This window comes from Streptomyces glomeratus (assembly GCF_021462825.1).
GTDB lineage: Bacteria > Actinomycetota > Actinomycetes > Streptomycetales > Streptomycetaceae > Streptomyces > Streptomyces glomeratus.
The window spans coordinates 25,378-49,181 of record NZ_JAKEEB010000042.1; the positions used below are offsets into that span (position 1 = coordinate 25,378).

A 23,804-nucleotide genomic window follows, 5' to 3' on the forward strand; every position below is an offset into this window, starting at 1 on the left:
CAGGGAGGCGACTGTGAACACGAAGTGGAACGCGGCGGCAGGCCGGCTCGAAACCACCGCCCGCGGGCGGGCGGTGCTGTCCAACCCCCGCCTGAACCGGGGCACCGCCTTCACCGAGGAGGAACGGCGGGAACTGGACCTCGTGGGCCTGGTCCCGCCACAGGTGCTGACCCAGGACCAGCAGGCGGCACGGGCCTACCAGCAGTACCAGGCGCAGCCGACCGACCTGGCAAAGAACGTCTACCTGACGGCACTGCACGACCGTAACGAGCGGCTCTTCCACCGGCTGATCGGCGATCACCTGGCAGAGATGCTGCCGATCGTCTACACCCCGACCGTCGGCGCGGCGATAGAGCGCTACAGCTACGAATACCGACGCCCGGGCGGGGTGTACCTGTCGGTCGACGCGCCCGAGGACATCGAGCGGTCGCTGCGCGCCACCGGACTGGGGCCGGGCGACGTCGACCTGATCGTGGCCACCGACGGCGAGGCCATCCTCGGCATCGGCGACTGGGGTGTGGGCGGGATCGACATCGCGGTGGGCAAGCTGGCCGTCTACACCGCCGCCGCCGGAGTGGACCCGCAGCGGACGCTGGGGGTGATGCTGGACGTCGGCACCAACCGCAGGGAACTGCTGGACGACCCGCTCTACCTGGGCAACCGGCATCCGCGCGTGGACGAGGAGACGTACGACGCTTTCATCGACGCCTATGTCACCGCGGCCACCACGCTGTTCCCGAACGCGATGCTGCACTGGGAGGACTTCGGCCCGGTCCACGCACGCCGCATCCTGGACCGCTACCGCGAGAAGATCTTCACCTTCAACGACGACATCCAGGGCACCGGCGCCGTCAACCTCGCCGCCGTGCTCTCCGGTGTCGAAGCCGCCGGCGTGCCGCTGCCCGACCATCGCATCGTGATCCTCGGCGCCGGAACCGCTGGCATCGGTGTCGCCGACCAGCTCCGTGACGCCCTCGTCGCAAGCGGCCTCTCGCCCCAGCAGGCCGCCTCCCGGATCTGGGCGGTCGACCGTCACGGCCTGCTCACCGAGGGCCAGCGGGGCCTGCGAGACTTCCAGACCCCCTATGTCCGCCGTGGCACCGAGGTCGCCGGCTGGCAGCGCGACGAGGAGCTCGGCGGCATCCCGCTGGCCGAGGTGGTCCGCCGGGTCCGGCCCACCATCCTGATCGGCACCTCCGGCCAGGGCGGCGCCTTCACCGAGGAGATCGTGCGCGCCATGGCCGCCCATGTGCGGCGTCCGGTCATCCTGCCGATGTCCAACCCGACCCGGCTGGCCGAGGCCGTCCCCGCCGACCTGCTCGCCTGGACCGGCGGGCGTGCGCTGATCGCCACCGGCAGCCCGTTCGCCCCCGTCGAGTTCGAGGGCGTCACCTACGAGATCGGCCAGGCCAACAACGCCCTGGTGTTCCCCGGGCTCGGGCTGGGCGCCATCGTCGCGGGGGCCGATCGCGTCACCGACCGCATGCTCGTAGCCGCCGCGCACGCCGTCGCCGGGCAGACCGACGCCACCGCGCCGGGCGCCCCGATCCTTCCGCTCATCGACCGGCTGCGCGAGACGTCCGTGGCGGTCGCGGTGGCCGTGGCCCGGGCCGCCGCCCAGGACGGCGTCGCCCACGCCCCCGTCGGCGACGACATCGAAGAGCGCGTCCGCGCCGCCGCCTGGCAGCCTGACTACCCGCCCGTCAAGGCCGTGTGATCCCGCCCCCCATCGCCCTCCCGCAGACCATCGATCCGGTCGGCTGACCCCGCCCGCCCCGAAAGGAACACGGCCGTATGGCATCGGCAGCGCACGCGCCTCAGGGACGTGCACCGCACACTCCCCCGGCGTCACGGCCGCGCCGTCCCCTGGTCGACACTCTCGGCGGTTTCCCGGTCGCGGCGGCGCTGCGGGGAGCCGTCGCCCTCGCCCTCCCGCTGCTCGCCGGCATGTGGACGGGACACATGACCCCCGCGGTGATCGCGGCCATCGGCGCCCTGTGGGGAGTGAGCCAGGACGGCTCCGACCCCTACCGGACACGGGCGCGACGGCTGTGCTGGATGGGGCCGGCCAGTGCCCTTGGGCTGCTCGCCGGTGAACTCGCGCTGCGCACCGGGCAGACGGCGGCCGTGACGGTGTGCCTGGTCGTCTGCGCCCTGGTCGGCGGCGCGATAAGCCTCCGCGAGCGGACCGCGTCCGTGGCCGGCATGCACCTTCTGCTGGGCGCCACGGTCGGCGGCGGCATCCCGGTGCCGGGGCCGTGGTGGCAGGCACCGTCGGCCCTGCTCACCGGCGTCGGCCTCGTCCTCGTACTGTCCGCGACCCCGTGGCTGTGGCGGCGTCACCACGTCGAGCGGGCCGCCGTACGCGCTGTGTACCGGGCCGCGTCCGAGGCGCTCGCGGCAGCCGGCACGGCGACCGCCGAGGATGCCCGGCGGCGGCTCACGGACGCCCTGGACGCCGCTCATCACATGCTGGGCCGCTACCTGACGTCCGGTCACGCGCGCCGCCGCGACGCGGAGGCCGACCGGCTCCTCGGGGCGTTCCACGTCGCCGCACGGCTGGGTGAGGCGGTGACGACGCTGTTGTGGGAAGGGCGTCCGCTCCCGGCGACCGTGGTGAAAATCCCCCTGCTGATCGCCCGGGGACTGCTCCCGGACGGCGGGGAACCGGCCGTGGCGTCTGCGCCCGACGGCGAGCAGGCGGCCGCTCCGTCTCCCCCGGACGGCGAGCACGCGGCCGTAGGATCCCTGCCGGACGGCCGCCCCGCGGCTGCCGCTGTGCTGCCGGTGGTCGAACCCGGCTCCCCGGGGCTGCGGGCCCTCAACGAGCTGCGCGCCGCCGCCGACGCCGAGGGGATGGACGACGCGGCCCTGTCGCTTCCGGAATGTCCCCGACAGAGCCGGTCGGCACGACTGCGCTACGCCGTCCTGCTGGCGGCCTGCGTCCTTGCCGCGCAGAGTTGTGCCCTCCTGCTGAACGCCCCGCGCGGCTACTGGCTGCCGATGACCGTGGCCTTCGTCTACCAGCCGGATCTCGGCCCCGTCTTCCGCCGGGCACTGCACCGCTGCATCGGCACCGTCGTCGGCGTGGCCGCCATCGGCACGGTGTCCCTGCTGACGGAGAGCACCTGCGCGTTCATCGGCCTGGTGGCCGTCTTCGGCGCACTCATGGCCGTGGGCGTGCGCCATCACTACGCGGTGGCCACGACGGGCCTGACCGCGATCGTGTTCGTCCTGGTCGATCTGCTCGGCGATCACCGGGCGCTGTACGGGCCCCGCATTCTGGACACCGCTCTCGCGTCCGCCCTCGTGCTCGCAGCGCACTTCGCGCTGTGGCCGCGTTCCACGGCGGGCCGCGCCGACGCCCTGACCGAGGCGGCTCTGGCCGCGGCCCGCCGTTACCAGGACCTCGCCCCGAGTGCCGCGCCGGCCCAGCGGCAGGCACTGCGCCGCGCCGCCTACCACCAGCTGGCCGAGGCTCGACGGGCGGCCGCGAACGCCCGACGCGAACCGGTCCGGCCCGGTCACCGGCTCCCCGACTGGGAGCGGACGGTCACCGAGGCCGAACAGCTCTGTGACGCCGTGACCGCACGGTCCCTGTCCCTGCGCTCCGCCCCAGGAACCATGCATACAGGACCTGAACATGCCGTGATCGATACGGCGGGAGAATGAGGGCATGGACCTGCACGCTCTGCGCTCCTTCCAGGCCGTGGCCGAGGGCGCGACGGTCACCGATGCCGCGGCGGAGGCACGCATCACCCAGCCCGCCCTGTCACGCGCCCTGAAGCGGCTCGAGGACGAGGTGGGTGCGGAGCTGTTCCACCGCGTCGGCCGGATTCTGCGCCTCACCCCGGCCGGGCGGGTGTTCAAGGAGTACGTCGATGCCGTACTGGACAGCTACGACCGTGGATGCCGCGCGGTGGCCGAGGTCGTCGACCCGGAGGGCGGCGTGGTGTCGCTGGCCTTCCTGCACACGCTGGGCACCTGGCTCGTCCCCAGGCTGGTCACCGGGTTCCGGGAGGCCTTCCCCCAGACCCGGTTCGAACTGCACCAGGCCGACGAGAACGGTCTCGCCCAGCGCCTTCTGGACTCCACCGCGGACGTGATCATCACCAGCCGGGACCCGGGCCACCCCCTCATCACATGGCGGCGGCTGCTGGTCGAAAGCCTGTGGCTCGCCGTCCCCGTCCGGCACCGCCTGGCCCAGCGGCAGCGAGTCCGTCTGGCCGAGGCGGCCGAGGAACAGTTCATCGTGCTCAAGCCCGGCTATGGCCTGCGGAGCGTCACCGAAACGCTGTGCCGTCAGGCCGGTTTCAGCCCGCTCGTCGGCTTCGAGGGCGAAGAGGTGGAGACCCTGCGCGGCCTGGTCGCGGCCGGTCTGGGGGTGTCCCTGATCCCGGTCTCCCGGGAAGCCTCCACCGCCCCGGACATGAACCCGGACCTGCCCATCCGCTACCTCCAGGTCACCGATGTGCAGGCGGCCCGCGACATCGGCATCGCCTGGCTGGCCTCGCGCACCCTGCCACCGGCCCCGCAACGGTTCGTCGACCACGCGCGCAGCGTGACCGCCGACGCGACCGCGGCACCTGCGCCCCGAGGCTGACGACAGCCTCGTACGAGGGCTCCCCTGCGTGCGCCTGTGAGGCTGCTATCCGTCAGCGGACTTCGGTTCGCAGATCCGGCGGGCGGCCTCGACGACCGCCGAGCGGTGCCGGGCCAGCCGCTGCGGCGACCAGGACTGGCCGGCCTCCTCGCCCTCGGCGGCCCAGAACCACGCCTGCGCCATGGCGAGAACCATGGTCAGGAGATCGGCAGGGTCCATCTCCCGGGCGACGTCGCCACGCTGCTGCGCGGCGGCCACTTCGGCGGTCTTGCGCCGGTAGGCGTCCGGTTCGAGTCCGGTGGCGGAGGGGCGCTCCAGCAGTTTCCACAGGCGCAGGCGCATCAGGTCCGGACGGGCGACGAGGTGGTCGAAGATCGCACCGGCGTATCCGGGCAGGTCCTCGATGTCGAAGGGCACCGACTCGGCACCCGCCGTCAGGGCCCGTCGCAAGACCTCGTCGAACAGCTGTTCCTTGTTGCCGAAGTAGGCGTAGATCAGCCGCTTGTTCGCCCCCGCGGCCTCCGCGATCCGGTCCACCCGGGCCCCGGCGATGCCATAGGCGGCGAATTCGGTGAAGGCGGCGTCGAGCAGCCGGGCCTTGGTGGCGCTGGAGTCCCGTGGCATGCGGCCAGCCTAGCAAGTAACTATCTAGTTATTGACACCCGAGGCGCCCCCCTCTACCGTATGTATCTATCCAGTTAGTTATGAGAAGGGGAACCCTGATGGAAGATCGCGCACTGGGCAGCAAGGGCCTGACCGTCGGCGCCCAAGGTCTCGGCTGCATGGGCATGAGCGCGTTCTACGGCGCCACCGACGAGACCGAGTCGCTGGCCACGATCCACCGCGCGCTGGAGCTCGGCGTCACCCTGCTGGACACCGCCGAGAGCTACGGCCCCTTCGCCAACGAGCAGCTTCTCGGCAAGGCGCTGGCAGGGCGCCGGGAAGACGCCGTGCTCGCCACCAAGACCGGCGTCGAGATCACCGACGACGGCCGGGTCATCGGTCTCAACGGCCGGCCCGAGTACGTCCGCCGGGCCCTCGAACGCTCGCTGCGGCACCTGGGCACCGACCATGTGGACCTGTACTACCTGCACCGCATCGACCCCGAGGTGCCCATCGAGGACACCGTCGGCGCCCTGGCCGAGCTGGTCGCCGAAGGCAAGATCCGCCACATCGGCGTGTGCGAGGCCTCCGCGGGGACCATCCGGCGTGCCCACGCCGTCCACCCGCTCACCGCCGTCCAGACCGAGTATTCGCTGTTCGAGCGCGGCATCGAGCAGGACGGGGTGCGCGACACGCTGCGGGAGCTGGGAATCGGCCTGGTCGCCTACTCCCCGCTGGGGCGCGGCTTCCTGTCCGGCGCGATCACCAGTCCCGACGACTTCACCGAGGACGACTGGCGCCGGACCGACCCCCGGTTCCAGGGCGAGAACTTCCACCGCAACCTGGACGTCGTCCGCGAGGTCCGCCGCATCGCGTCCGACAAGAACGTCACGCCCTCCCAGCTGGCGCTCGCCTGGGTCCAGCACCAAGGTGCGGTCGCCATCCCCGGCACCAAGCGCCGCCGCTACCTCGAGGAGAACATCGCCGCGACCGAGGTGACCTTGAGCACCGAGGACATCGCCGCGATCGACGCGGTCGCCCCGCACGGCGTGGTCACCGGCGACCGCTACGCACCCGAGCTGATGGCGACGCTCAACGGCTGAGAGCCGGCCGGCGCCCCACAAGGTCCCGTCGCGGGGCCGGAAGGCCCTCACCGGTGGCGCCGACAGCCCTCCGGACCAGCCACGAGCGGTGCGCGACCACGTGCCGCGGCGGCCGGACACCGTCATCGCTGCCGGACACTTCACGGACGGCGTGTTCGGCCGTGTCACCTCGGTGGGCGACCTCCACGCCTGGGCTCCCGTCGGCGGCTCGCCGTCTTCCCGGTGACCCGTCCCGGCATGCCCTCCCGGGCGCGGCCCACCCGCCCCCTTCGGCCAACCCCGTCACCGGGGCACCGTTCGACCAACCCCCGTCACCGCGGCACCGAACGCGATCGGAACGTCATCGGGCCGTGGGGCGAGGAACTGCTGCGCGCGCCTGTCGTCCTGGGAGGACAGCAGATCAACGAGGACGGGTCCGTGCGCTATTGCGAGGTGGCTCGAGGCCAGCCACCCGCTGCTGAGCAAGGTGTTGCACGGGCTCTGGTCCGCGGAGTTCGTGCTCGGCGATCGCGATCCTCGTCTGCGCGCCGGCTGAGGCGGGCAATACGGCACGGGGCGGGCGGCCCCGGTCGATGGAAACCAGGATGTGTGACCCGCCTTCGGCCCCCGAAAAGTGCTCCCGGTCCGCAATGCCCGGGCTGTCCGGTCTCTCCCCGCCTGACCCACGACACCTCGAAGCCGGCTTGTCAGGGTTAACGTGACAGGGTGGAAATGTTCCATTTGCGGTATTTCGTCGCTGTTGCGGAGGAGCTGAACTTCTCGGCGGCGGCCCGTCGACTGCATATGGCCACTTCGCCGCTGAGCCAGCGGATCAGGGACCTCGAGCGGGAGCTCGACCACCGACTGTTCGACCGCGACACACACAGTGTCACGCTCACGCCGGCCGGTGAAGCGCTGCTGCCGATCGCGCAAGAGGTGCTGGAGCAGATCAATTCCATCCCATGGCGGCTGCGCGAGGTGACCCGATCCGGGCGCACCACCATGTTCGTGGGCATTCCCCCGGGGTTGCACCCCAGGCTGAGCGAGCTCGTCGACACGCTGGCCGAGCGCGTGAGCAGGAGGTGCGAGCTCCTGCGCTGGCCCGGCAGTTCCAAGGCTCTGACCATCGGCGTGCGCGAGGGCAGACTCCCGCTCGCGCTGGCCCGGCTGCCGATCAGCGATCCCGCGCTGGACCAGCTGCCCGCCATATCGGAACGGCTGGCAGCGGTGGTGCCGGCCGACCAATTCGCCGGGCGGGACTCCGTGGCACTGGCCGACCTGGCCGACCTCTCCTTCATCGTCGCGCCCAAGGAAATCAGCGCCGCTTACTTCGAACAGCTTGACCGGGAACTGTGCGAGCGGGGGATCAAGAAACGTATCAAGCTGACGGATACCGGCTATGCGGGAGTCGCTCAAGTAATTTCCAGCGGAATGGCTTTCTACTTTTCCATACTCGACACGGAAAGTCCCATGCACCGCTATGCGATGGAGAATACGAAGGTCCTGCCTTTCACGGATTTCGAACCTCGACTGGACACTGTCCTGATCTGGCGGCACGACCGGGCGTCTGGCGGTGACCTCGATGAACTCGTCGAAGCAGCCCGCGAGGTCTTCGCCGACCCGCTTCACGTCTGAACCGAGCAGGCCGCACGTGGGGGCTCCAATATCCACCCTCGATGCCCTTGATGCCCTTGACGCCTTGACGCCGTCGACGCCGTCGACGCCCTGAAGCGGCGTGACCCCATCGGAGGAGCGGTTTTTCGTGATTTGACCGGTGTGACCTCTGCGGTCACACCGATATTAGCAATACGATAATTCCACCGGTCGCAATTCGCCATTAGCGTTTTTGTCATAGCCAACCGAGGCATGAAAGGACGCGACAATGGCGGACACACACACTTCCGGGCCCCTCGACGGCGTGCGGATCATCGACCTCTCGACCGTGGTCATGGGGCCGTACGCGGCCCAGATCCTCGGAGATCTGGGCGCCGATGTCATCAAGATCGAATCCCCCACGGACACCGTCCGGGTGGGCGAGTACCGCAACACGCCGGGCATGACCCCGATGCACCTCAACGTCAACCGCAACAAGCGCAGCGTGGACCTCAACCTCAAGGACGAGGCCGAGCACGCCCAGGCCCTGAAGCTCATCGGCACCGCCGACGTACTGATCACCAACATGCGCCCCCGTGCGCTCGCCCGACTGAGCCTGACCTACGACGACCTCGCCGCCGCGAATCCGGGTCTGGTCTACGCACACGCCGCGGGCTTCCGCAGCGACTCCGACCGGGCCGACGCCGCCGCCTACGACGAGACCGTCCAGGCCGCCTCCGGGCTGGTCGACATCGCCAACCGCACGCTGGGGACGCCGCTCTACCTGCCGACCATCCTCGCCGACAAGGTCTCGGCGCTGACCATCGTCTACAGCGTGCTCGCGGCGCTGGTGCACCGGGACAAGGCCGGGCACGGCCAGCAGATCGAGATCCCGATGGCCGACACACTGATCACGTTCAACCTGATCGAGCATCTCGCAGGGCACACCTTCGAACCGGCGACGGGCCCCACGGGCTACGCGCGGTCGCTCTCGCAGCACCACAGGGCCCGGCGCACCAAGGACGGCCTGGCCGCCGTGATTCCGTACAACCCGCAGAACTACCGCGACTTCTTCGCCGCCGCCGGCCGTCCCGAGCTCACCGCGGACCCGCGCGTCAACGGCCCCGTCCTCAACCCGGCGGACGCCGACGACCTGTCCGACCTGGTCGACGAGTGCACCCCTGCGCTGACCACGGCGGAATGGGCCGAGGTGTGTGTCAAGCACAGCATCCCGATGGGACCGGTGCTGGAGCTGGACCACTCGCACGAGGACCCCTACGTCCGCGAGGGCCACCTGCTCGACACGGTGGTCCACCCGACCGAGGGCCCGGTCCACACGATCGGGATCCCGGTGAGGTTCTCGGCCACGCCCGGCTCGATCCGCCGTCTGGCCCCGGTTCCGGGCCAGGACACCGCGGAGGTCCTCGCCGAGCTGTCTGCGACTCGCTGAGCCCGCAGTACGTCGTAGGAGAAGCACAGCGATGAAGAGCAACGAAGTGCGCGTCCAGCGGGTCTGCTCGATCCTGCTGATCACCATCGACCGCCCGCACGCACGCAACGCGGTGAACGCCGCGGTCGCCGCCGGCCTGGCCGCCGCGCTGGACGAACTGGAGGCCGACGCCGCGCTGCGGGCCGGTGTCCTGACCGGAGCGAACGGCACCTTCAGCGCGGGCATGGACCTCAAGGCCGCCCTGAAGGGTGAGTCGCCCGCCATACCGGGCCGCGGCTTCGGTGGCCTGACCGAGGCAGAGCTGACGAAGCCCCTGATCGCCGCGGTGGAAGGCTTCGCCCTGGGCGGCGGATTCGAACTCGCCCTGGGCTGTGACCTGATCGTCGCCGCCGAGGACGCGAAGTTCGGCCTGCCGGAGGTCAAGCGCGGTCTGATCGCCGCCGGTGGCGGCGTGATCCGGCTGCCCAAGCGCATCCCGTACCACCTGGCGATGGAGCTGCTGCTGACCGGTGAGCCGGTGAGCGGGGGCCGCGCAGGAGAGCTGGGCCTGGCCAACCGGGTCACCGGGCCCGGCGAGGCAGTGGCCGCCGCCGTCGAGCTCGCCGAGCAGCTCGCCCACAACGCCCCGCTCGCGCTGGCCGCGGTGAAGAACCTTACGCGGGCCGCCGACGGCGTCCCGGAGGCCGATGTGTTCGCTGTGCAGCGCAAGGAGATGGGCACTTTGATGGCCTCGGCCGACGCGCGCGAGGGCATGACCGCCTTCGCCGAGCGCCGTGCCCCGCAGTGGACGGGCAAGTGACATGCGGATCGAAGACGTACGGCGCCATGTGACCACCCCGCTGACCCGCCCGGCGTTTCCACCCAGGACCGCGTGGTTCACCGACCGCGAGTACCTCAGCATCGTCTACCGCACCGACCCCGGCGCGCTGCGGGCGGTCGTTCCCGAGCCCTTGAGGATCGAGGAGCCGCTGGTCCGGTTCGAGATCATGAAGATGAACGACGTCACCGGGTTCGGCCCCTACACCGAGGGCGGCCAGGCGATCCAGGTCAGCTTCGACGGCGAGCCGGGCGAGTACCTGCACGCGATGTACCTCGACAGCTTCCCGGCGACAGCGGCCGGACGCGAGGCCGGCGCCTACCCGAAGGTTCTCGGCACACCGCAGCTGTACGTCGACCAGGACGTGCTGGTCGGCACCCTGGACTACGGCACGCTGCGGGTCGCCACCGCGACCATGGGCTACAAGCATGACGCGCTCGACACATGCGAGGCCGAAGAGCAGATCACCGTGCCGACCTTCATGCTGAAGGCCGTCCCCGGCTACGACGGCACCCCGCGCGTCCTGGAGCTGGTCCGCACCGAGATCACCGACGTGCTCGTCAAGGCCGCCTACACCGGCCCGGCCCGGCTGCAGCTGTTCCAGCACGTCCTCGCCCCGCTGGCCGACCTGCCCGTCCTGGAGATCGTCTCCGCCAGCCACATCCTCACCGATCTGACCCTCGCCCCGGTCAAGCCGGTCTTCGACTACCTCAAGGCAGACACCCAGTGACACGTCATTTCCGCACCGCCGCCGTGATCGGCGCGGGCACCATCGGGCTGTCCTGGACGGCACTGTTCGCCGGCCACGGCCTGACCGTCCGCGTGAGTGACCCGCGCCCAGATCTCGCCGAGGCGATCGGCACGGCACTCGCCGCGTTCACCCCGCACCTGACCGCCCAGGGTCTGGACACCGACGGCCTCGCCGACCGGGTCCACTTCGCGGCCGACGTCACGGAAGCCGTCCGGGACGCCGACGTCGTCCAGGAGAACGGGCCCGAGCGCGTCGCATTCAAGAAGGAGCTGTTCGCCCGGCTGGTCCGGGAGGCCCCCGGGCACGCACTGATGCTGAGTTCGTCGTCGGCGATCCCGGCGACCGTCTTCACCACGGACCTCGAGGACGCCGGCCGCATCCTCATCGGACACCCCTTCAATCCGCCGCATCTGCTGCCGCTCGTCGAGGTCGTACCCGGCGAACGCACCACCGAGGAAGCCGTGCAGGCGGCCGTCGACTTCTACACCGCCGTCGGCCGCACCCCCGTCGTCGAACGCCAGGAGATCCCCGGCTTCGTGGGCAACCGTCTCCAGAGCGCGCTCAACCGCGAGGCCGTCTACCTCGTCCAGCAGGGCGTCGTGAGCCCCGAGGACCTGGACACCGTCGTCACGCACTCGCTCGGCATCCGCTGGTCCACGGTCGGGCCGTTCCTCGGCTCACATCTGGGCGGCGGCCCCGGCGGCTACCGCCACATCAGCGCGCATATCGGCCGGTCCATGCAGCAGTTGGCCCTCGGACAGCCCTCGCAGGACCCCAAGGACCGGGAGCGAGTCATCGAAGCGGTGGAGAAGGCATACGCCTCCACGCCGTACACCCACCTCGCCGAGGCCCGGGACCGCAGGCAACTCGCCGTCCTGTCCGCCCTGGAAGACATCCGCCGCAACCAGCACCAGAAGGAGAACTGAGATGACCACCAGCACCACCCCCCTCGCACACCTGGACGACCAGCTGACCGCCGACTTCTACCTCTACGAGACGCTGCTTTCGGACGAGGAGCGCAGGATACTGGTCAAGGCCCGCACCTTCCTGCGCGAGGAGATCAAGCCGCTCGTCAACGAGTACTGGGGCAGGGGCGAGTTCCCCTACGAACTGATCGAGAAGTTCCGCGGCAGCGGGCTGGCCGCCCTGGCCTACGAGGGCTACGGCGAGCACCAGCCGGCCGCCAGCCACCTGCTCAGCGGGATGCTCGCCACGGAGCTGGGCCACGTCGACGCCTCGGTCGCCACCTTCTTCGGCGTCCACAACGGGCTCGGCTTCTACTCCATCTACTACGGCGGCGACCAGGAACAGCGCGACAGGTGGCTGCCCGCCATGGCCACGATGGAGAAGATCGGCGCCTTCGCCCTCACGGAACCGCTCGGCGGCTCCGACGTCTCCGGCGGCATGCGCACCACCGCCAAGCGCGAGGGCGACACCTGGATCCTCAACGGCGCCAAGAAGTGGATCGGCAACGCCACCTTCGCCGACTACGTCGTGGTCTTCGCGCGGGACGTCGACGACAACAAGGTCAAGGGTTTCGTCGTCGAAAAGGGCACTCCCGGCTTCCAGCCGGTGAAGATCGAAGGCAAGATCGCGCTGCGGATCGTGCAGAACGCCGAGATCACCCTGACCGACGTGCGCGTGCCGGAGGCCAACCGGCTGCAGAACATCAAGGGCTTCCGAGACGTCGCCGAGCTCCTGCGCCAGACGCGCAGCGGGGTCGCCTGGCAGGCCCTGGGCGTCATGATCGGCGCCTACGAACTCGCCCTCGACTACGCCAAGGAACGCATCGCCTTCGGCCGGCCCATCGCCAAGTTCCAGATGGTGCAGGACCTGCTGGTCAAGAGCCTGGGCAACATCACCGCCTCCTGGGGCATGCTGGTACAGCTCGCCCGGCTGCAGGACCAGGGCATCTTCCGCGACGAGCACTCCGCGCTGGCCAAGGAGTACGTCGCCGCCCGTATGCGCGAGGTCGTCGCCTGGTCCCGCGAACTCTTCGGCGGCAACGGCATCCTCCTCGACTACGACGTCGCCCGGTTCTTCTCGGACGCCGAAGCCCTCTACTCCTATGAGGGCACCCACCAGATGCAGACCCTCATCGTCGGCAAGTCCATCACCGGGCAGAGTGCCTTCGTGTGAGACGCGGCCGCCGTCCCGGCCCTCCCACGCGGCCAGGAGCGGCGGCTCGTCTTGGTGGTGGACACGCCCAGCAGACGGGCCACGGCCTCCGAGCCGGACTGCCTCGTCCACGACACGCGGTGCGCGGGCCGGATGCCTCCGGGATCGGTCGGGTGCGCCGGATCAGGCCCTGGGGCCGCTCGCGACACGGATGACCTGGCCGGAGACCCGCTGCATGGATGACCTGGCCGGAGACCCGCGGCATGGATGACCTGGCCGGAGACAGGGCCGGCGCCCTCGCCGACGGAGAAGGAGACGCCTTGGTCATTTCGGGCTTGCCTGTCGCCGGCGGAGGCTCGCGGTCACGGGGCCAGGCAGTCGCCGATCGACTGGTGCGGCCGCATCGCGATGGTCACTTCACGTCCTTGAGCAGGGCCCGGCCCAGGATCAGCTTCTGGATCTCGCTGGTGCCCTCGTAGATGCGGAACAGGCGGGCGTCGCGGAAACATCGCTCGACCGCCACCCCCCGCATGTAGCCCATGCCGCCGTGGATCTGGACGCCGAGATCGGCGGCGCGGCCGACCATCTCGGCGCAGAACAGCTTGGCGGCGGCGGGGCCGATCTTCCGATCCTCTCCGGAGTCGTACTTCCGCGCGGCCTCCAGGACCATGGCACGGCCGGCGTAGACGCCGGTCTGGATCTCCGCAAGCATCGCCTGGACCAGCTGGAACTCGCCGATGGGGGAGCCGCCCTGTTTGTTGGAGGCGGCGTAGGCAACCGACTCGTCGAGGATCCGCTGGGCCATGCCGACGCAGATCGCGGAGATGTGCACCCGGCCGCGGACCAGCGATTTCATGGCCTCGCCGAAGCCCGCGCCCTCCTTGCCGCCCACCAGGGCGGAGAGTGGGACCCGGACGTCGTCGAAGAAGACCTCGGCGGTCCAGGCGCCGGCCTGGCCGGTCTTGTGGTCCTTCGGCCCGACGCCGACGCCCGGGCGGTCGGACTCGACCAGGAAGACAGAGATGCCCTTGGTGCCGTGTTCTCCACGCCGGTGCTCCCTGACGTCTTCCGAGACGTCTTCCGAGGCCAGGGAGCGGCGCGCTGGAGCCAGGGGCAGGCTGGATAGTGGAGGTGGTCGGCGTGGCGCAAGACGACGCCATCTCGCCCGTCGAGGGTGTTGCGGTACTGGAAGCTCTGTTCCGCCAGTCCCCTACAGGCCTGCTGATCTTGGACACGCAGCTGCGGATCCTACGGCTCAACCTCACCGTGCCGGGTCTGCACGGAACACCGCCTGGGCAGATCGTGGGCCGGCACTTCACCGAGGTGTACGACCTTTCCGCGCCCGGTGAGGTGGTGGCGATGCTGGAGGGTGTGCTGGCGAGCGGCGCGCCCGCACGGAACCACCTGGTGAGAGTGCGTCCGAAGGGCGCGCCGGGGCCTGAGTACCTGTTCTCCGTCTCGGCGTCTCGTCTGGAGAGCCCGCAGCGGAGGGTCTTGGGGGTGCTGGCGGAGATGCTCGATGTCACCGAACGCGAAAAGGTGGGCGCCCGCCTCCGCGTCTTCGGCTCGGTGCGCGAGGGCGTGGGACGGACCCTCGATGTGGTGGCCACCTGCGAGGAACTGGTGCATGAGGTGGTGCCGGACCTCGCCGACATAGCCGTGGTGGACGTGGTGGACGCAGTGGTGCGTGGCGAGGACCCTCCGCTGAGCCCTCTGGGACTCGAGGTGCCGCTGCGCCGTGCCGCCTACGGCCATAGCGGCGGCGAGGAGCAGATGCAGGCACATCCGGTGGGTGACGTGCGCGCTCTGCCGTTCCCGACGCCCTTCGCCCAGACGCTGGCCGACCTCGTGCCCCGCGTCGTAGCCCTGGGCCCCGACACGCCCTGGCTGGCAGCCGACCCGCCACGCGCCGCAGCGATCCGCGCGTCCGGCGCCCACAGCCTTATCACGGTGCCCCTGGCGCTGCGTGGGACCGTGCTGGGGCTGCTGAGCCTGTACCGCACCGGCCAGACGGACACCTACGAAAGAGGCGATGTCACCCTCGCCCGCGCAGTGGCCGCTCACACCGCGCTGTGCATCGACAACGCCCGCCGCTACACACGCGAACACACCATCGCTCTGACGATCCAGCGCCATGTGCTGCTGCCCCTCCCTGCGACGCAGACCACCGTCGAAACCGCGCACATGCACGTGCCCTCCGCTGTGGGCGGAGGCGGCGGGTTCGACACCTTCGCCCTGCCCGGCGCCCGCACCGCGCTGATGGTCGGAGAAGTCGCCGGTCAAGGCGTCCACGCGGCCACCACTCTGGGACAGATACGGACCGCCACCCACTCCCTGGCCGCACTCGGCCTGGAGCCCGACGAACTCGTCGCACGCCTCAACGACACTGCCCTGAGTCTGGCCCAGGAACGCGCAACCCTGCCGCCGGGAGACCGCGTACCCGTCAGGGGAAGCTGCGCATACGCGGTATACGACCCGCTCGCCCAGACCTGCGCGATCGCCCTGGCCGGCCATCCCCCACCCGTCATCGCCCACCCCGACGGGACCACCGAGATCCCCGACCTGCCCGCCGGACCCCCTCTGGGCAGTGCCGAGGGATCCCCCTTCGCCGTCACCACCCTCCCTGTCACCGACGGCAGCATCCTCGCCTTCTACACCGCATCCCTGTTGTACGTCTCCCCGTCCCCGGACACTCTCCAGCAGGTGCTGGCCCATCCCGACCGGCCACTGCAGGATCTGTGCGACGAGGTGCTCTACCGGCTGCGGAACGACACCTGCCACGGCGATGTCTTCCTCCTGCTCGCCCGCACGCGCACATTTCCCGCTCACCACGTCGCCAGGTGGGATCTCGACCCGCACGCCAAAGCCGTCGCCACGGCGCGCGCCCACACCCGACAGCAGCTCGCCCTGTGGGGAATAGACGAGGAAACCGCCTACACCACCGAAATGATCGTCAGCGAACTGGTCACCAACGCCGTCCGCTACGGCACCCCGCCTCTGCGGTTGCAGCTCATCAAGGACCGGGCACTCACCTGCGAGGTCCACGACGGCAATTCCCTCGCGCCGCGGTTGCGCCACGCGAACACCATCGACGAAGGCGGACGCGGCCTGTTCATCATCGCCCAACTCGCACAGAACTGGGGTGTCCGCTACTCCCTCGAGGGCAAGACCGTCTGGGCCGAGAAGACTCTCCCGACCGCAACCCCGCCCTGACTACCGACTCATGCGTCAGGGGCTCTCCGAAGAGAGCCCCTGACGTATGGAAATCCAACGACCTCACCGTCGGGACGACAGGATTTGAACCTGCGACCCCTTGACCCCCAGTCAAGTGCGCTACCAAGCTGCGCCACGTCCCGGTGCGCCTCTCGCGGTGGCCCGCGTGATCGCGCGGACAGAACTCTACCCCACGCCGCGGACTGCCTCGAAGGGGCGGGCGGCGGGGGACAATCGGGGTATGAACGACGCATCGGAGGCCGGCGCGAGCCGGGACCGCGACCGCGACGCCGGGGGGCGGGCCCGCAATGCGCGGCCACGGGACGGACTGGGGCGGCCGCTTCCGTACGGCTCGCCGGGCGTGGAGCGCCAGCCGGAGGGTGTCCTGCGGACACCGCAGGACACCGTCGCCGAGGCTCAGGCGCTGCTGGACGACGGGCGGCCGTTCCATGCCCACGAGGTTTTCGAGGACGCATGGAAGTCGGGGCCCGCCGAGGAGCGTGCCCTGTGGCGCGGGCTCGCCCAGCTGGCCGTCGGCCTGACGCACGCGGCCCGTGGCAACGCGACCGGTGGTGCCCGGCTGCTGCGACGCGGTGCCGGCGCCGTGGAGGAGTGGGCGATCGAGAGTGGCCGGGAGCGGCCGTACGGTATCGGGGTGACGCAACTCGTCCGCTGGGCACGGGACTCGGCGGCGGTCGTGGAGCGGGAGGCGGCGCCGGTCGACGCACGCGCGTGGGCGCCCCGGCTGCGCGGGGAACCACGGTAGGCGGACCGGGGCAGGGGCGGGCGCGGGCGCTCGGCGGCGTACGGCAGACTCGGGGCGTGCGAAAGATTCATGTCATCGGCATCGGGGCGGGCGACCCCGATCAGCTGACCCTGCAGGCGGTCAAGGCGCTGAAGAGCACGGACGTGTTCTTCGTGCTCGACAAGGGCGAGGTGAAGTCGGACCTCGTGCAGCTGCGCCGTGACCTTCTCGACGCACACCTGCCGGAGGGGACGTACCGCCTGGCCGAGGCACGCGACCCCGAGCGCGACCGGGCCGCGGGCGGCACCGCCTACTCCCCCGCCGTCGGCGACTGGCGCTCGGCGCGAGCCGACATCTACGAGCGGCTCATCGCCGAGGAGCTGGGCGAGGACGACACCGGCGCCTTCCTGGTCTGGGGCGACCCCGCGCTCTACGACAGCACGCTCGGCATCCTGGAGGAGGTCCTGGCCCGCGGCGCGGTGACGTTCTCGTACGACGTCGTGCCCGGGATCAGCAGCGTCTCGGCGCTTGTCGCCAGGCACCGCACGGGGCTCAACCGGGTGGCGAGGCCCGTGCAGATCACCACGGGGCGCCGTCTCGCCGAAGGTTTCCCGGAAGGCGTCGACGACGTGGTCGTCATGCTCGACGCCCACCAGACCTTCCGGCAGTACGCAGACCAGGACATCGACATCTACTGGGGCGCGTACATCGGCACACCGGACGAGATACTCGTCTCCGGCCCCCTGGCCGAGACGGCCGAGCGCATCGAGCGGCTGCGGGCGGAAGCCAGGGAGCGCAAGGGCTGGATCATGGACACGTATCTGCTGCGCAGGCGTCCACGGGACTAGACGGGATCCGGCCGTTCCCGGGAGCCGAGCCCCAGCCGGGAGAGTGCTTCGGCCACGTCCGGCACCGCGGTGACGCCCTCGGGCAGGGGCGGACGCCGTACGACGACCACCGGGATCCCCCGTTCCCGCGCCGCCGTGAGCTTGGCCGCCGTCGCCGCTCCCCCGCTGTCCTTCGTCACCAGCACCTCGATGCGGTGCTCGTGCAGCAGGGCCGTCTCCTCCCCGACCGTGAACGGCCCGCGGGCGAGCACCACTTCCGTGTCTGGCGGAATGGGCGGCTCCGGCGGCTCCACCGACCGTACGACGAAGTGGAAGTCCGCCAGATGGGCGAAGGCCGCGAGGCCCAGTCGGCCGGTGGTGAGGAACACCCGACGCCCGAGCGCCGGAAGCAGCGCGGCCGCGCCCGCGAGGGAGGCCGTCTCGTGCCACCGGTCGCCGGGCGCCGGACGCCAGCCGGGCCGGCGCAGTACCACGGCGGGAACACCGGCGGCCGCCGCGGCCCGAGCCGCGTTCGCGGTGATGCCGGCGGCGAACGGGTGCGTGGCGTCGACCAGCGCGTCCACCCGGTGCGCGCGGAGCCATGCGGCCAGCCCCTCGGCGCCGCCGAACCCGCCGACGCGTACGTCCCCCTCGACCGTCCCCGGCCGGGACACCCGGCCTGCCAGGGACGTGGTCACCCGTACGTCCGGACGGGCCGCGAGCGAGGCGGCCAGTTCACGCGCCTCGGTGGTACCGCCGAGGACCAGGACGTGGAGGGACATGGCCACGAGGGTACGGGCTTCCCCGGTTCCCTCCGCCCGCGGCCTCACGGCGGGCGGGCGCTCCGCTCGCTAGGGTCCTGGTATGGATGCTGTGCGCGCCGTGCTCATCGACATCGACGGGGTCCTCACCGTCTCCTGGCAGCCCCTGCCGGGCGCGGTCCGCGCACTGCAGGAGATCCGCGCGGCGCGTCTCGCCGTCTCCCTGGTCACCAACACGACGTCCCGCACCCGTGCGTCGGTTGCCGAGACCCTCTCCGAAGCCGGCTTCCCGGTGTCCGCCGAAGACGTCCTGACCGCGCCCGCCGTCACAGCCGGGTATCTCGCCGACCGCTGTCCGGGCGCGCGGTGCCTGCTGCTCAACAGCGGTGACATCCGGGAGGACCTGGTCGGGGTCTCGGTCGTCGCCGACGACGAGGACACCGTCCCGGACGTCGTACTCCTCGGCGGGGCCGGACCGGAGTTCGACTACGCGGCGCTCAACCGCGCCTTCGGCCACCTTCAGCGCGGTGCGCGGCTGGTCGCCATGCACCGCAACCTGTACTGGCGCACGGACCAGGGGCTGCAACTCGACTCGGGTGCGTTTCTGCTCGGTCTGGAGCGGGCGGCGCGGGTCGAGGCCGAGGTCACGGGCAAGCCGTCGCCCGCGTTCTTCGAGGCGGCGCTGGCCCGTCTCGGGGTCGGCGCGGATCAGGCGCTCATGGTCGGCGACGACATCGAGAACGACGTTCTCGCGGCCCAGCGTGCCGGGATCAGGGGGGTACTCGTCAGGACCGGCAAGTACCAGCCGGAGACCCACCGGGCCGCGAGCGGCGAGCCCGACCACGTCCTCGACTCCTTCGCGGACCTCCCCGCGTTGCTGCGCCGCTGATTCCCTCCCGCTCAGCGCAGCAGCAACTGGAGGGCGCCCACCACGGTGGCGGCGATCACCAATTGCTCGAACAGGCGCTGGTCGATCCGGTGCAGCGCCCACTTTCCGACGAACGCACCCGGCACCACGAACACCGCGAGCGCCGCGTCCAGCAGCAGTGAGCGGCCGTCGATCAGGCCGAGGCCGGCGCTGAAAGGAACCTTGGAGACGTTGACGATCAGGAAGAAGAACGCCGAGGTGCCGAGGAAGCCCATCTTGCGGAAGCCCGCCGACAGCAGGTACATCGACATCACCGGGCCGCCGGCGTTCGCCACCATCGTGGTGAAGCCGCCGAGGACACCGTAGGAGCGGGCCTTGATCCGCCCGGCTCGCGTGGTCACCGCGTCCGGGTCGTCGGGCCGGCCGGCAGCGCGTCGGCGCCATACCGTGACCGCCGCCATCAGCAGCAGGGTCGCGCCGATCGACGTGCGTACGACTCCGTCGTCCGCCCACATCAGGAACAGGGTGCCCAGGACGACGCCCACGGCGACCGCCGGGAACAGCCGCCACAGGGTGGGCCAGTGGGCATGCCGCCGGTAGGTGAGGACCGCGAGGACATCGCCGACGATCAGCACCGGCAGCAGGACGCCGGTCGAGGCCCGGGCGGGCAGGACCGCGGCGAAGATCGCGAGGCTGACCGTGTTGGCGCCGCTGACGGCGGTCTTGGAGAAGCCTACGAGCATCGCCGCGACGGCCAGCGCGGCGAACCCCCCGGCGGATATGTTCCAGAGCGTCATCGTGTTCATGCGGGGACCGATGCTATGCCCACGCATCCGGCCGCGTCAGAGGCGTCTCGCCCGGCGGCCGGGTCCCGGGCCGCAGGCCGGGGCTGTGCGGCCACCGCAGCCCCAACCCCGTGCCCAGGCCCGGGTTGCCGTATGCCCGACGGCACGCGTCAGCCGTCGTGGACGATCAGCGGGTACTCCCGGAACCTGGCGGTGAACGGGATCAGTGCGTCCGGGCAGGCGAAGGGGCCCTCGTGCCGGTCGCACGCCAGTTCGCCCGGTCCGTCATCGCCGTACAGCAGTGTCGGGCCATCGCCTCGGTTCCCATGTCGGGTTCGCGCCGTCCCGGTGGATCAGGGGCGAGGGAAACCCTAGGGCCGTTCCACGAGCACCGCGGTGCCCTGCCCGACTCCCACGCACATGGTGGCGAGCCCGCGGGCCGCCCCGGTGCGGCGCATGCGGTGCAGCAGGGTGGTCAGAATCCGTGCGCCCGAGCAGCCGAGCGGATGCCCGAGTGCGATGGCGCCGCCGTCGGGGTTGACCAGCTCCGGGTCGATGCCGAGACGGTCGACGCACGCGAGGGTCTGGGCGGCGAACGCCTCGTTCAACTCGGCCTCCTCGATGCCGCCGATCGTCCAGCCGGCGCGGGCCAGGGCCTTCTCGGTGGCGGGCACGGGCCCGATGCCCATCACGTCCGGGTGGACGCCGGCCGAGGCGCCCGCGACATAGCGGCCGAGGGACTCGAGTCCCAGCTCGTCGAGGGCCTCCTCGCTGACGAGGAGCAGGCCGGCGGCTCCGTCGTTCATCGGCGAGGCATTGCCCGCGGTGACGGTGCCGCCCTCGCGGAAGGCGGGCTTGAGGCGGGCGAGCTTCTCGTAGGAGGTGTCCTCGCGCACGCCTTCGTCGGTGGTGACCACGACCCCGTCCGGCCTCACCACGGGCAGCAGTTCGCTGTCGAACCACCCGTTCTTGCGGGCGTCCGCGGCACGCCGGTGGCTGCGCAGCGCGAACTCGTCCTGGCGTACCCGTCCGATGCCGTACCGCTCCGCGACCTCCTCGGCGGTCTCACCCATGGACAGCAGTCCGTGGAGGTCCTTCATGGCGGGGTTGACCAGGCGCCAGCCGAGACGCGTGTCGACGGTCTCGATGCGGTGCGGCAGCGCCTCCTCGGGGCGGGGCAGTACGAAGGGGGCGCGGCTCATGGACTCGGATCCGCCGGCCAGCACGATGTCGGCCTCACCCGCGGCGATGGTGCGGGCCGCGGTCGTCACCGCCTCCAGACCGGAGGCGCACAGCCGGTTGACCGTGGCGCCCGGGACGGATTCGGGCAGCCCGGCCAGGAGCGCGGCCATGCGGGCGACGTTGCGGTTGTCCTCGCCGGCCTGGTTGGCGGCGCCCCAGTAGACGTCGTCGACGCGGGCCGGGTCGAGGCCGGGCACGTCCGCGACCAGGGTCCGGATCACCGTCGCGGCGAGGTCGTCGGGCCGTACGGAGGACAGGGCGCCGCGCAGCTTGCCGATGGGGGTGCGGCGGGCTGCCGCGAAATGGACGGTACGCACGACGGGACTCCTGATCGGCCTCGAACCATTAATTAGCACCGCTAGTTTTGACTATAGACCGCGGACGGCCCACCGGGAAGCTTCCCGCCCCGCGCCGGACCTGCTCACCGGGTTTCACCCCCATCCGACCCGGGCACCCGGGCGGCCATGGGGTGGCAGGCGGCATGCGAGAGCCAGGGCCCCGCCGCCGAACCGCCCCGGACCAGGACCGACCGGCATACCGACCAGTACACCGACCGACAAGGAGAAGCGCGCGATGACCGTGGTGCACAGCACTCTGCCCGAGCCCGCACGCCGGGTCACGGGGGACGCTCTGCAGGAGACTCTGGTGGATCTGCTGGGGTTGTCACTCGTCGGGAAGCAGGCCCACTGGAACATCGTCGGACCGAGGTTCCGTTCGATCCACCTCCAGCTGGACGAAGTGGTGGCCACGACACGCACGTACGCCGACACCGTCGCCGAGCGGGCCGCCGCGCTCGGCGTCCCGCCGGACGGTCGGCCGGAGACCGTCGCGTCCGCCTTCGGACTGCCGGGCGCGAAGGAGGGCTGGCTGCGTGACACCGACGTCGTGCGGCTGATGGTGGAGTCGCTGGAGACGGCGATCGGACGGCTGCGCACGCGGATCGACGCCACGGAGAAGGCCGATCCGGTCACCCAGGACCTGCTGATCGGACTCACCGCGGAGCTGGAGAAGCAGCGCTGGATGTTCGAGGCCGAGAACTGGCCGCGGGAGGACTGAACCACCGAGAGGCAGGGCTGCCACCGAGGGTGGAGAGGAGTACACCATGACCGACGCCCTGGAGATGGACGCGCTGTGGGACGAGTTCCACCGCGTGGTCAACATGACCTCCCAGGAACTCGCGGCCTGGCTGCGGGTCCTGGACGCCGGCGAGGACACCGAGCCGCTGCCCGAGCAGGCGGGCCCGCCGACCGGACGGCACGTCCTCGCGATCCTGCAGAAGCGGCGCACGGATCTGACCGACGACGACATCCAGGTGATGCGTGAGGTCGTGGACACCGTGACCGCCCAGCAGGACCTGTACGACGAACCGGAGCCCGAGCGTGCCTCGGACGAGGACCGCCGCCACCGGCTGATGACCATCGGCCACGACCCGCTCAAGCCGCGGAAGTGAGATCGCCGTGCCCCGCCGCGACAAGGCGGACCGCGTCGTCGAAGAACTCGTCCGCGAGCACGGTCACACCTACGCCGAGGAAGCGGGCATCCCGCTCAAGGACGCCCCGCAGCCGCTCTACCGGCTGCTGCTGATGGCCCTGCTGCTCAGCGCCCGCATCCGCACCTCGATCGCCCTGGAGACGGTGCGGGCGCTGCAGGAGGCGGGACTGCGCGATCCTCGGCGCATGGCCGGAGCCGAGTGGCAGGAGCGTGTGGACGCGCTCGGCCGGGGCGGCTACCGGCGCTACGACGAGCGGACGGCGACCCAGCTCGGCGACGGCGCCGAGCTGCTGACGGAGCGTTGGGGAGGCGATCTGCGCAGGCTGCGGAAGGAGGCGGACGGGGACGTTCCGACGCTGCGCGAGCTTCTTCAGGAGATACCGGGAATCGGGCCGGCCGGCGCCGACATCTTCCTGCGGGAGGTGCAGCGGGTCTGGCCGGAGGTGGCGCCCTACGTCGACGCCAAGGCCCTGTCCGGAGCCGAGCGGCTCGGGCTGCCCAAGGACCCGGAGAAACTGGTGCGGCTGGCGGGCGGCACCGAACCGGCGGTGCTCTCCGCCGCGTTGGTGCGGGCGGCACTGGACAAGAAGGTGGCGGAGGGCGTCCTGGAGCACGCGGCCTAGGGCTGCCGCCCCGGCGACCGCAGACACCGTTCGGGAAGTGGGGGAACGGAGGGGGGGGGGGGGCGGGGCGGGCCCGCGGGGGGGGGGGGGGGGGGGGGGGGGGGGGGGGGGGGGGGGGGGGGGGCCGCCGGGGGGCGGGGGCGCGGGGGGGGGGGGCGGGGGGGGGGGGGGGGGGGGGGAGGGGGGGGGGGGGGGGGGGCGGCGGCGGGGGCGGGGGGGGGGGGGGGAGTAG

At 71.2% G+C, this 23,804-nt stretch carries 23 protein-coding genes and 1 tRNA gene; 17 read left to right on the plus strand and 7 right to left on the minus strand.

What is annotated here, in order from left to right; all coding sequences use genetic code 11:
- Positions 1–13 precede the first annotated feature (13 nt).
- From LZ604_RS31420 to LZ604_RS31430, 3 genes are all read left to right on the plus strand, one after another.
- Complete coding sequence (locus tag LZ604_RS31420; protein WP_234519319.1) at positions 14–1,717, plus strand: NAD-dependent malic enzyme; 1,704 nt, start codon at positions 14–16, stop codon at positions 1,715–1,717.
- 77 nt (positions 1,718–1,794) lie between these two features.
- Positions 1,795–3,672: an FUSC family protein gene (locus tag LZ604_RS31425; RefSeq protein WP_234519322.1), complete on the plus strand. Its 1,878-nt coding sequence runs from the start codon at positions 1,795–1,797 to the stop codon at positions 3,670–3,672.
- A 4-nt stretch (positions 3,673–3,676) separates the two neighbouring features.
- The gene (locus LZ604_RS31430) at positions 3,677–4,603 is read left to right on the plus strand and encodes a LysR family transcriptional regulator (RefSeq protein ID WP_234519324.1); all 927 of its coding nucleotides are present in this window, start codon (positions 3,677–3,679) and stop codon (positions 4,601–4,603) included.
- Positions 4,604–4,648: 45 nt separating this feature from the next.
- Here the strand turns inward: LZ604_RS31430 and LZ604_RS31435 are convergent, their stop codons facing one another.
- Entirely contained in the window at positions 4,649–5,227 is a 579-nt protein-coding gene (locus LZ604_RS31435) for a TetR/AcrR family transcriptional regulator (protein WP_234519325.1), read from the minus strand.
- 98 nt (positions 5,228–5,325) lie between these two features.
- On the opposite strand from LZ604_RS31435, the gene LZ604_RS31440 reads away from it, so the two are divergent.
- From LZ604_RS31440 to LZ604_RS31470, 7 genes are all read left to right on the plus strand, one after another.
- Positions 5,326–6,309, plus strand: a complete 984-nt coding sequence (locus tag LZ604_RS31440) for an aldo/keto reductase (protein ID WP_234519326.1) — start codon at positions 5,326–5,328, stop codon at positions 6,307–6,309.
- 711 nt (positions 6,310–7,020) lie between these two features.
- Entirely contained in the window at positions 7,021–7,923 is a 903-nt protein-coding gene (locus LZ604_RS31445; protein WP_234519352.1) for a LysR family transcriptional regulator, read from the plus strand.
- A gap of 247 nt (positions 7,924–8,170) precedes the next feature.
- A complete protein-coding gene (locus tag LZ604_RS31450) occupies positions 8,171–9,331 on the plus strand; it encodes a CaiB/BaiF CoA transferase family protein (RefSeq protein WP_234519327.1) in 1,161 nt (386 codons plus the stop codon).
- A 31-nt stretch (positions 9,332–9,362) separates the two neighbouring features.
- On the plus strand, positions 9,363–10,130 hold the full coding sequence (locus LZ604_RS31455; protein ID WP_234519328.1) for a crotonase/enoyl-CoA hydratase family protein: 768 nt from the start codon (positions 9,363–9,365) through the stop codon (positions 10,128–10,130).
- 1 nt (position 10,131) lies between these two features.
- On the plus strand, positions 10,132–10,878 hold the full coding sequence (locus LZ604_RS31460) for an acetoacetate decarboxylase (RefSeq protein WP_234519329.1): 747 nt from the start codon (positions 10,132–10,134) through the stop codon (positions 10,876–10,878).
- Positions 10,875–11,825, plus strand: coding sequence for a 3-hydroxyacyl-CoA dehydrogenase NAD-binding domain-containing protein (locus LZ604_RS31465; RefSeq protein WP_234519330.1), 951 nt, complete (start codon positions 10,875–10,877; stop codon positions 11,823–11,825). The genes LZ604_RS31460 and LZ604_RS31465 overlap by 4 nt, the downstream gene beginning before the upstream one ends.
- A 1-nt stretch (position 11,826) precedes the next feature.
- Complete coding sequence (locus LZ604_RS31470) at positions 11,827–13,038, plus strand: acyl-CoA dehydrogenase family protein (RefSeq protein WP_234519331.1); 1,212 nt, start codon at positions 11,827–11,829, stop codon at positions 13,036–13,038.
- A gap of 391 nt (positions 13,039–13,429) precedes the next feature.
- Here LZ604_RS31470 and LZ604_RS31475 read toward each other — a convergent pair whose 3' ends face one another.
- A complete protein-coding gene (locus LZ604_RS31475) occupies positions 13,430–13,909 on the minus strand; it encodes an acyl-CoA dehydrogenase family protein (protein WP_234519332.1) in 480 nt (159 codons plus the stop codon).
- A 248-nt stretch (positions 13,910–14,157) separates the two neighbouring features.
- On the opposite strand from LZ604_RS31475, the gene LZ604_RS31485 reads away from it, so the two are divergent.
- On the plus strand, positions 14,158–16,230 hold the full coding sequence (locus LZ604_RS31485) for a SpoIIE family protein phosphatase (RefSeq protein ID WP_234519335.1): 2,073 nt from the start codon (positions 14,158–14,160) through the stop codon (positions 16,228–16,230).
- A gap of 69 nt (positions 16,231–16,299) precedes the next feature.
- Here LZ604_RS31485 and LZ604_RS31490 read toward each other — a convergent pair.
- Positions 16,300–16,373: transfer RNA gene (locus LZ604_RS31490), tRNA-Pro, on the minus strand.
- 98 nt (positions 16,374–16,471) lie between these two features.
- Between LZ604_RS31490 and LZ604_RS31495 the strand changes: the two genes are divergently transcribed.
- Positions 16,472–16,996: a DUF309 domain-containing protein gene (locus tag LZ604_RS31495; protein WP_234519337.1), complete on the plus strand. Its 525-nt coding sequence runs from the start codon at positions 16,472–16,474 to the stop codon at positions 16,994–16,996.
- Between the two features lie 56 nt (positions 16,997–17,052).
- On the plus strand, positions 17,053–17,823 hold the full coding sequence (gene cobF, locus LZ604_RS31500; protein ID WP_234519339.1) for a precorrin-6A synthase (deacetylating): 771 nt from the start codon (positions 17,053–17,055) through the stop codon (positions 17,821–17,823).
- Here the strand turns inward: cobF and LZ604_RS31505 are convergent.
- The gene (locus LZ604_RS31505) at positions 17,820–18,584 is read right to left on the minus strand and encodes a cobalt-precorrin-6A reductase (protein WP_234519341.1); all 765 of its coding nucleotides are present in this window, start codon (positions 18,582–18,584) and stop codon (positions 17,820–17,822) included. The genes cobF and LZ604_RS31505 overlap by 4 nt on opposite strands.
- Positions 18,585–18,666: 82 nt before the next feature.
- Here LZ604_RS31505 and LZ604_RS31510 point away from each other — a divergent pair, with 82 nt between their 5' ends.
- Positions 18,667–19,452, plus strand: a complete 786-nt coding sequence (locus tag LZ604_RS31510) for a TIGR01458 family HAD-type hydrolase (RefSeq protein ID WP_234519343.1) — start codon at positions 18,667–18,669, stop codon at positions 19,450–19,452.
- 11 nt (positions 19,453–19,463) lie between these two features.
- Here LZ604_RS31510 and LZ604_RS31515 read toward each other — a convergent pair whose 3' ends face one another.
- From LZ604_RS31515 to LZ604_RS31520, 3 genes are all read right to left on the minus strand, one after another.
- Complete coding sequence (locus LZ604_RS31515; protein WP_234519345.1) at positions 19,464–20,237, minus strand: sulfite exporter TauE/SafE family protein; 774 nt, start codon at positions 20,235–20,237, stop codon at positions 19,464–19,466.
- Between the two features lie 149 nt (positions 20,238–20,386).
- Positions 20,387–20,518 carry a DUF6980 family protein gene (locus tag LZ604_RS36435; protein WP_372482242.1) on the minus strand — a complete coding sequence of 44 codons (132 nt, stop codon included), beginning with the start codon at positions 20,516–20,518 and terminating at the stop codon, positions 20,387–20,389.
- A gap of 69 nt (positions 20,519–20,587) precedes the next feature.
- The gene (locus LZ604_RS31520) at positions 20,588–21,775 is read right to left on the minus strand and encodes a thiolase family protein (RefSeq protein WP_234519346.1); all 1,188 of its coding nucleotides are present in this window, start codon (positions 21,773–21,775) and stop codon (positions 20,588–20,590) included.
- A gap of 256 nt (positions 21,776–22,031) precedes the next feature.
- On the opposite strand from LZ604_RS31520, the gene LZ604_RS31525 reads away from it, so the two are divergent.
- From LZ604_RS31525 to LZ604_RS31535, 3 genes are read left to right on the plus strand one after another with little or no spacing between them, the layout of a single operon-like run.
- Complete coding sequence (locus LZ604_RS31525) at positions 22,032–22,514, plus strand: Dps family protein (protein WP_234519347.1); 483 nt, start codon at positions 22,032–22,034, stop codon at positions 22,512–22,514.
- Between the two features lie 46 nt (positions 22,515–22,560).
- Entirely contained in the window at positions 22,561–22,908 is a 348-nt protein-coding gene (locus LZ604_RS31530; protein ID WP_234519348.1) for a DUF3140 domain-containing protein, read from the plus strand.
- 7 nt (positions 22,909–22,915) lie between these two features.
- Entirely contained in the window at positions 22,916–23,572 is a 657-nt protein-coding gene (locus LZ604_RS31535; RefSeq protein ID WP_234519349.1) for an HhH-GDP family DNA glycosylase, read from the plus strand.
- Positions 23,573–23,804 lie beyond the last annotated feature (232 nt).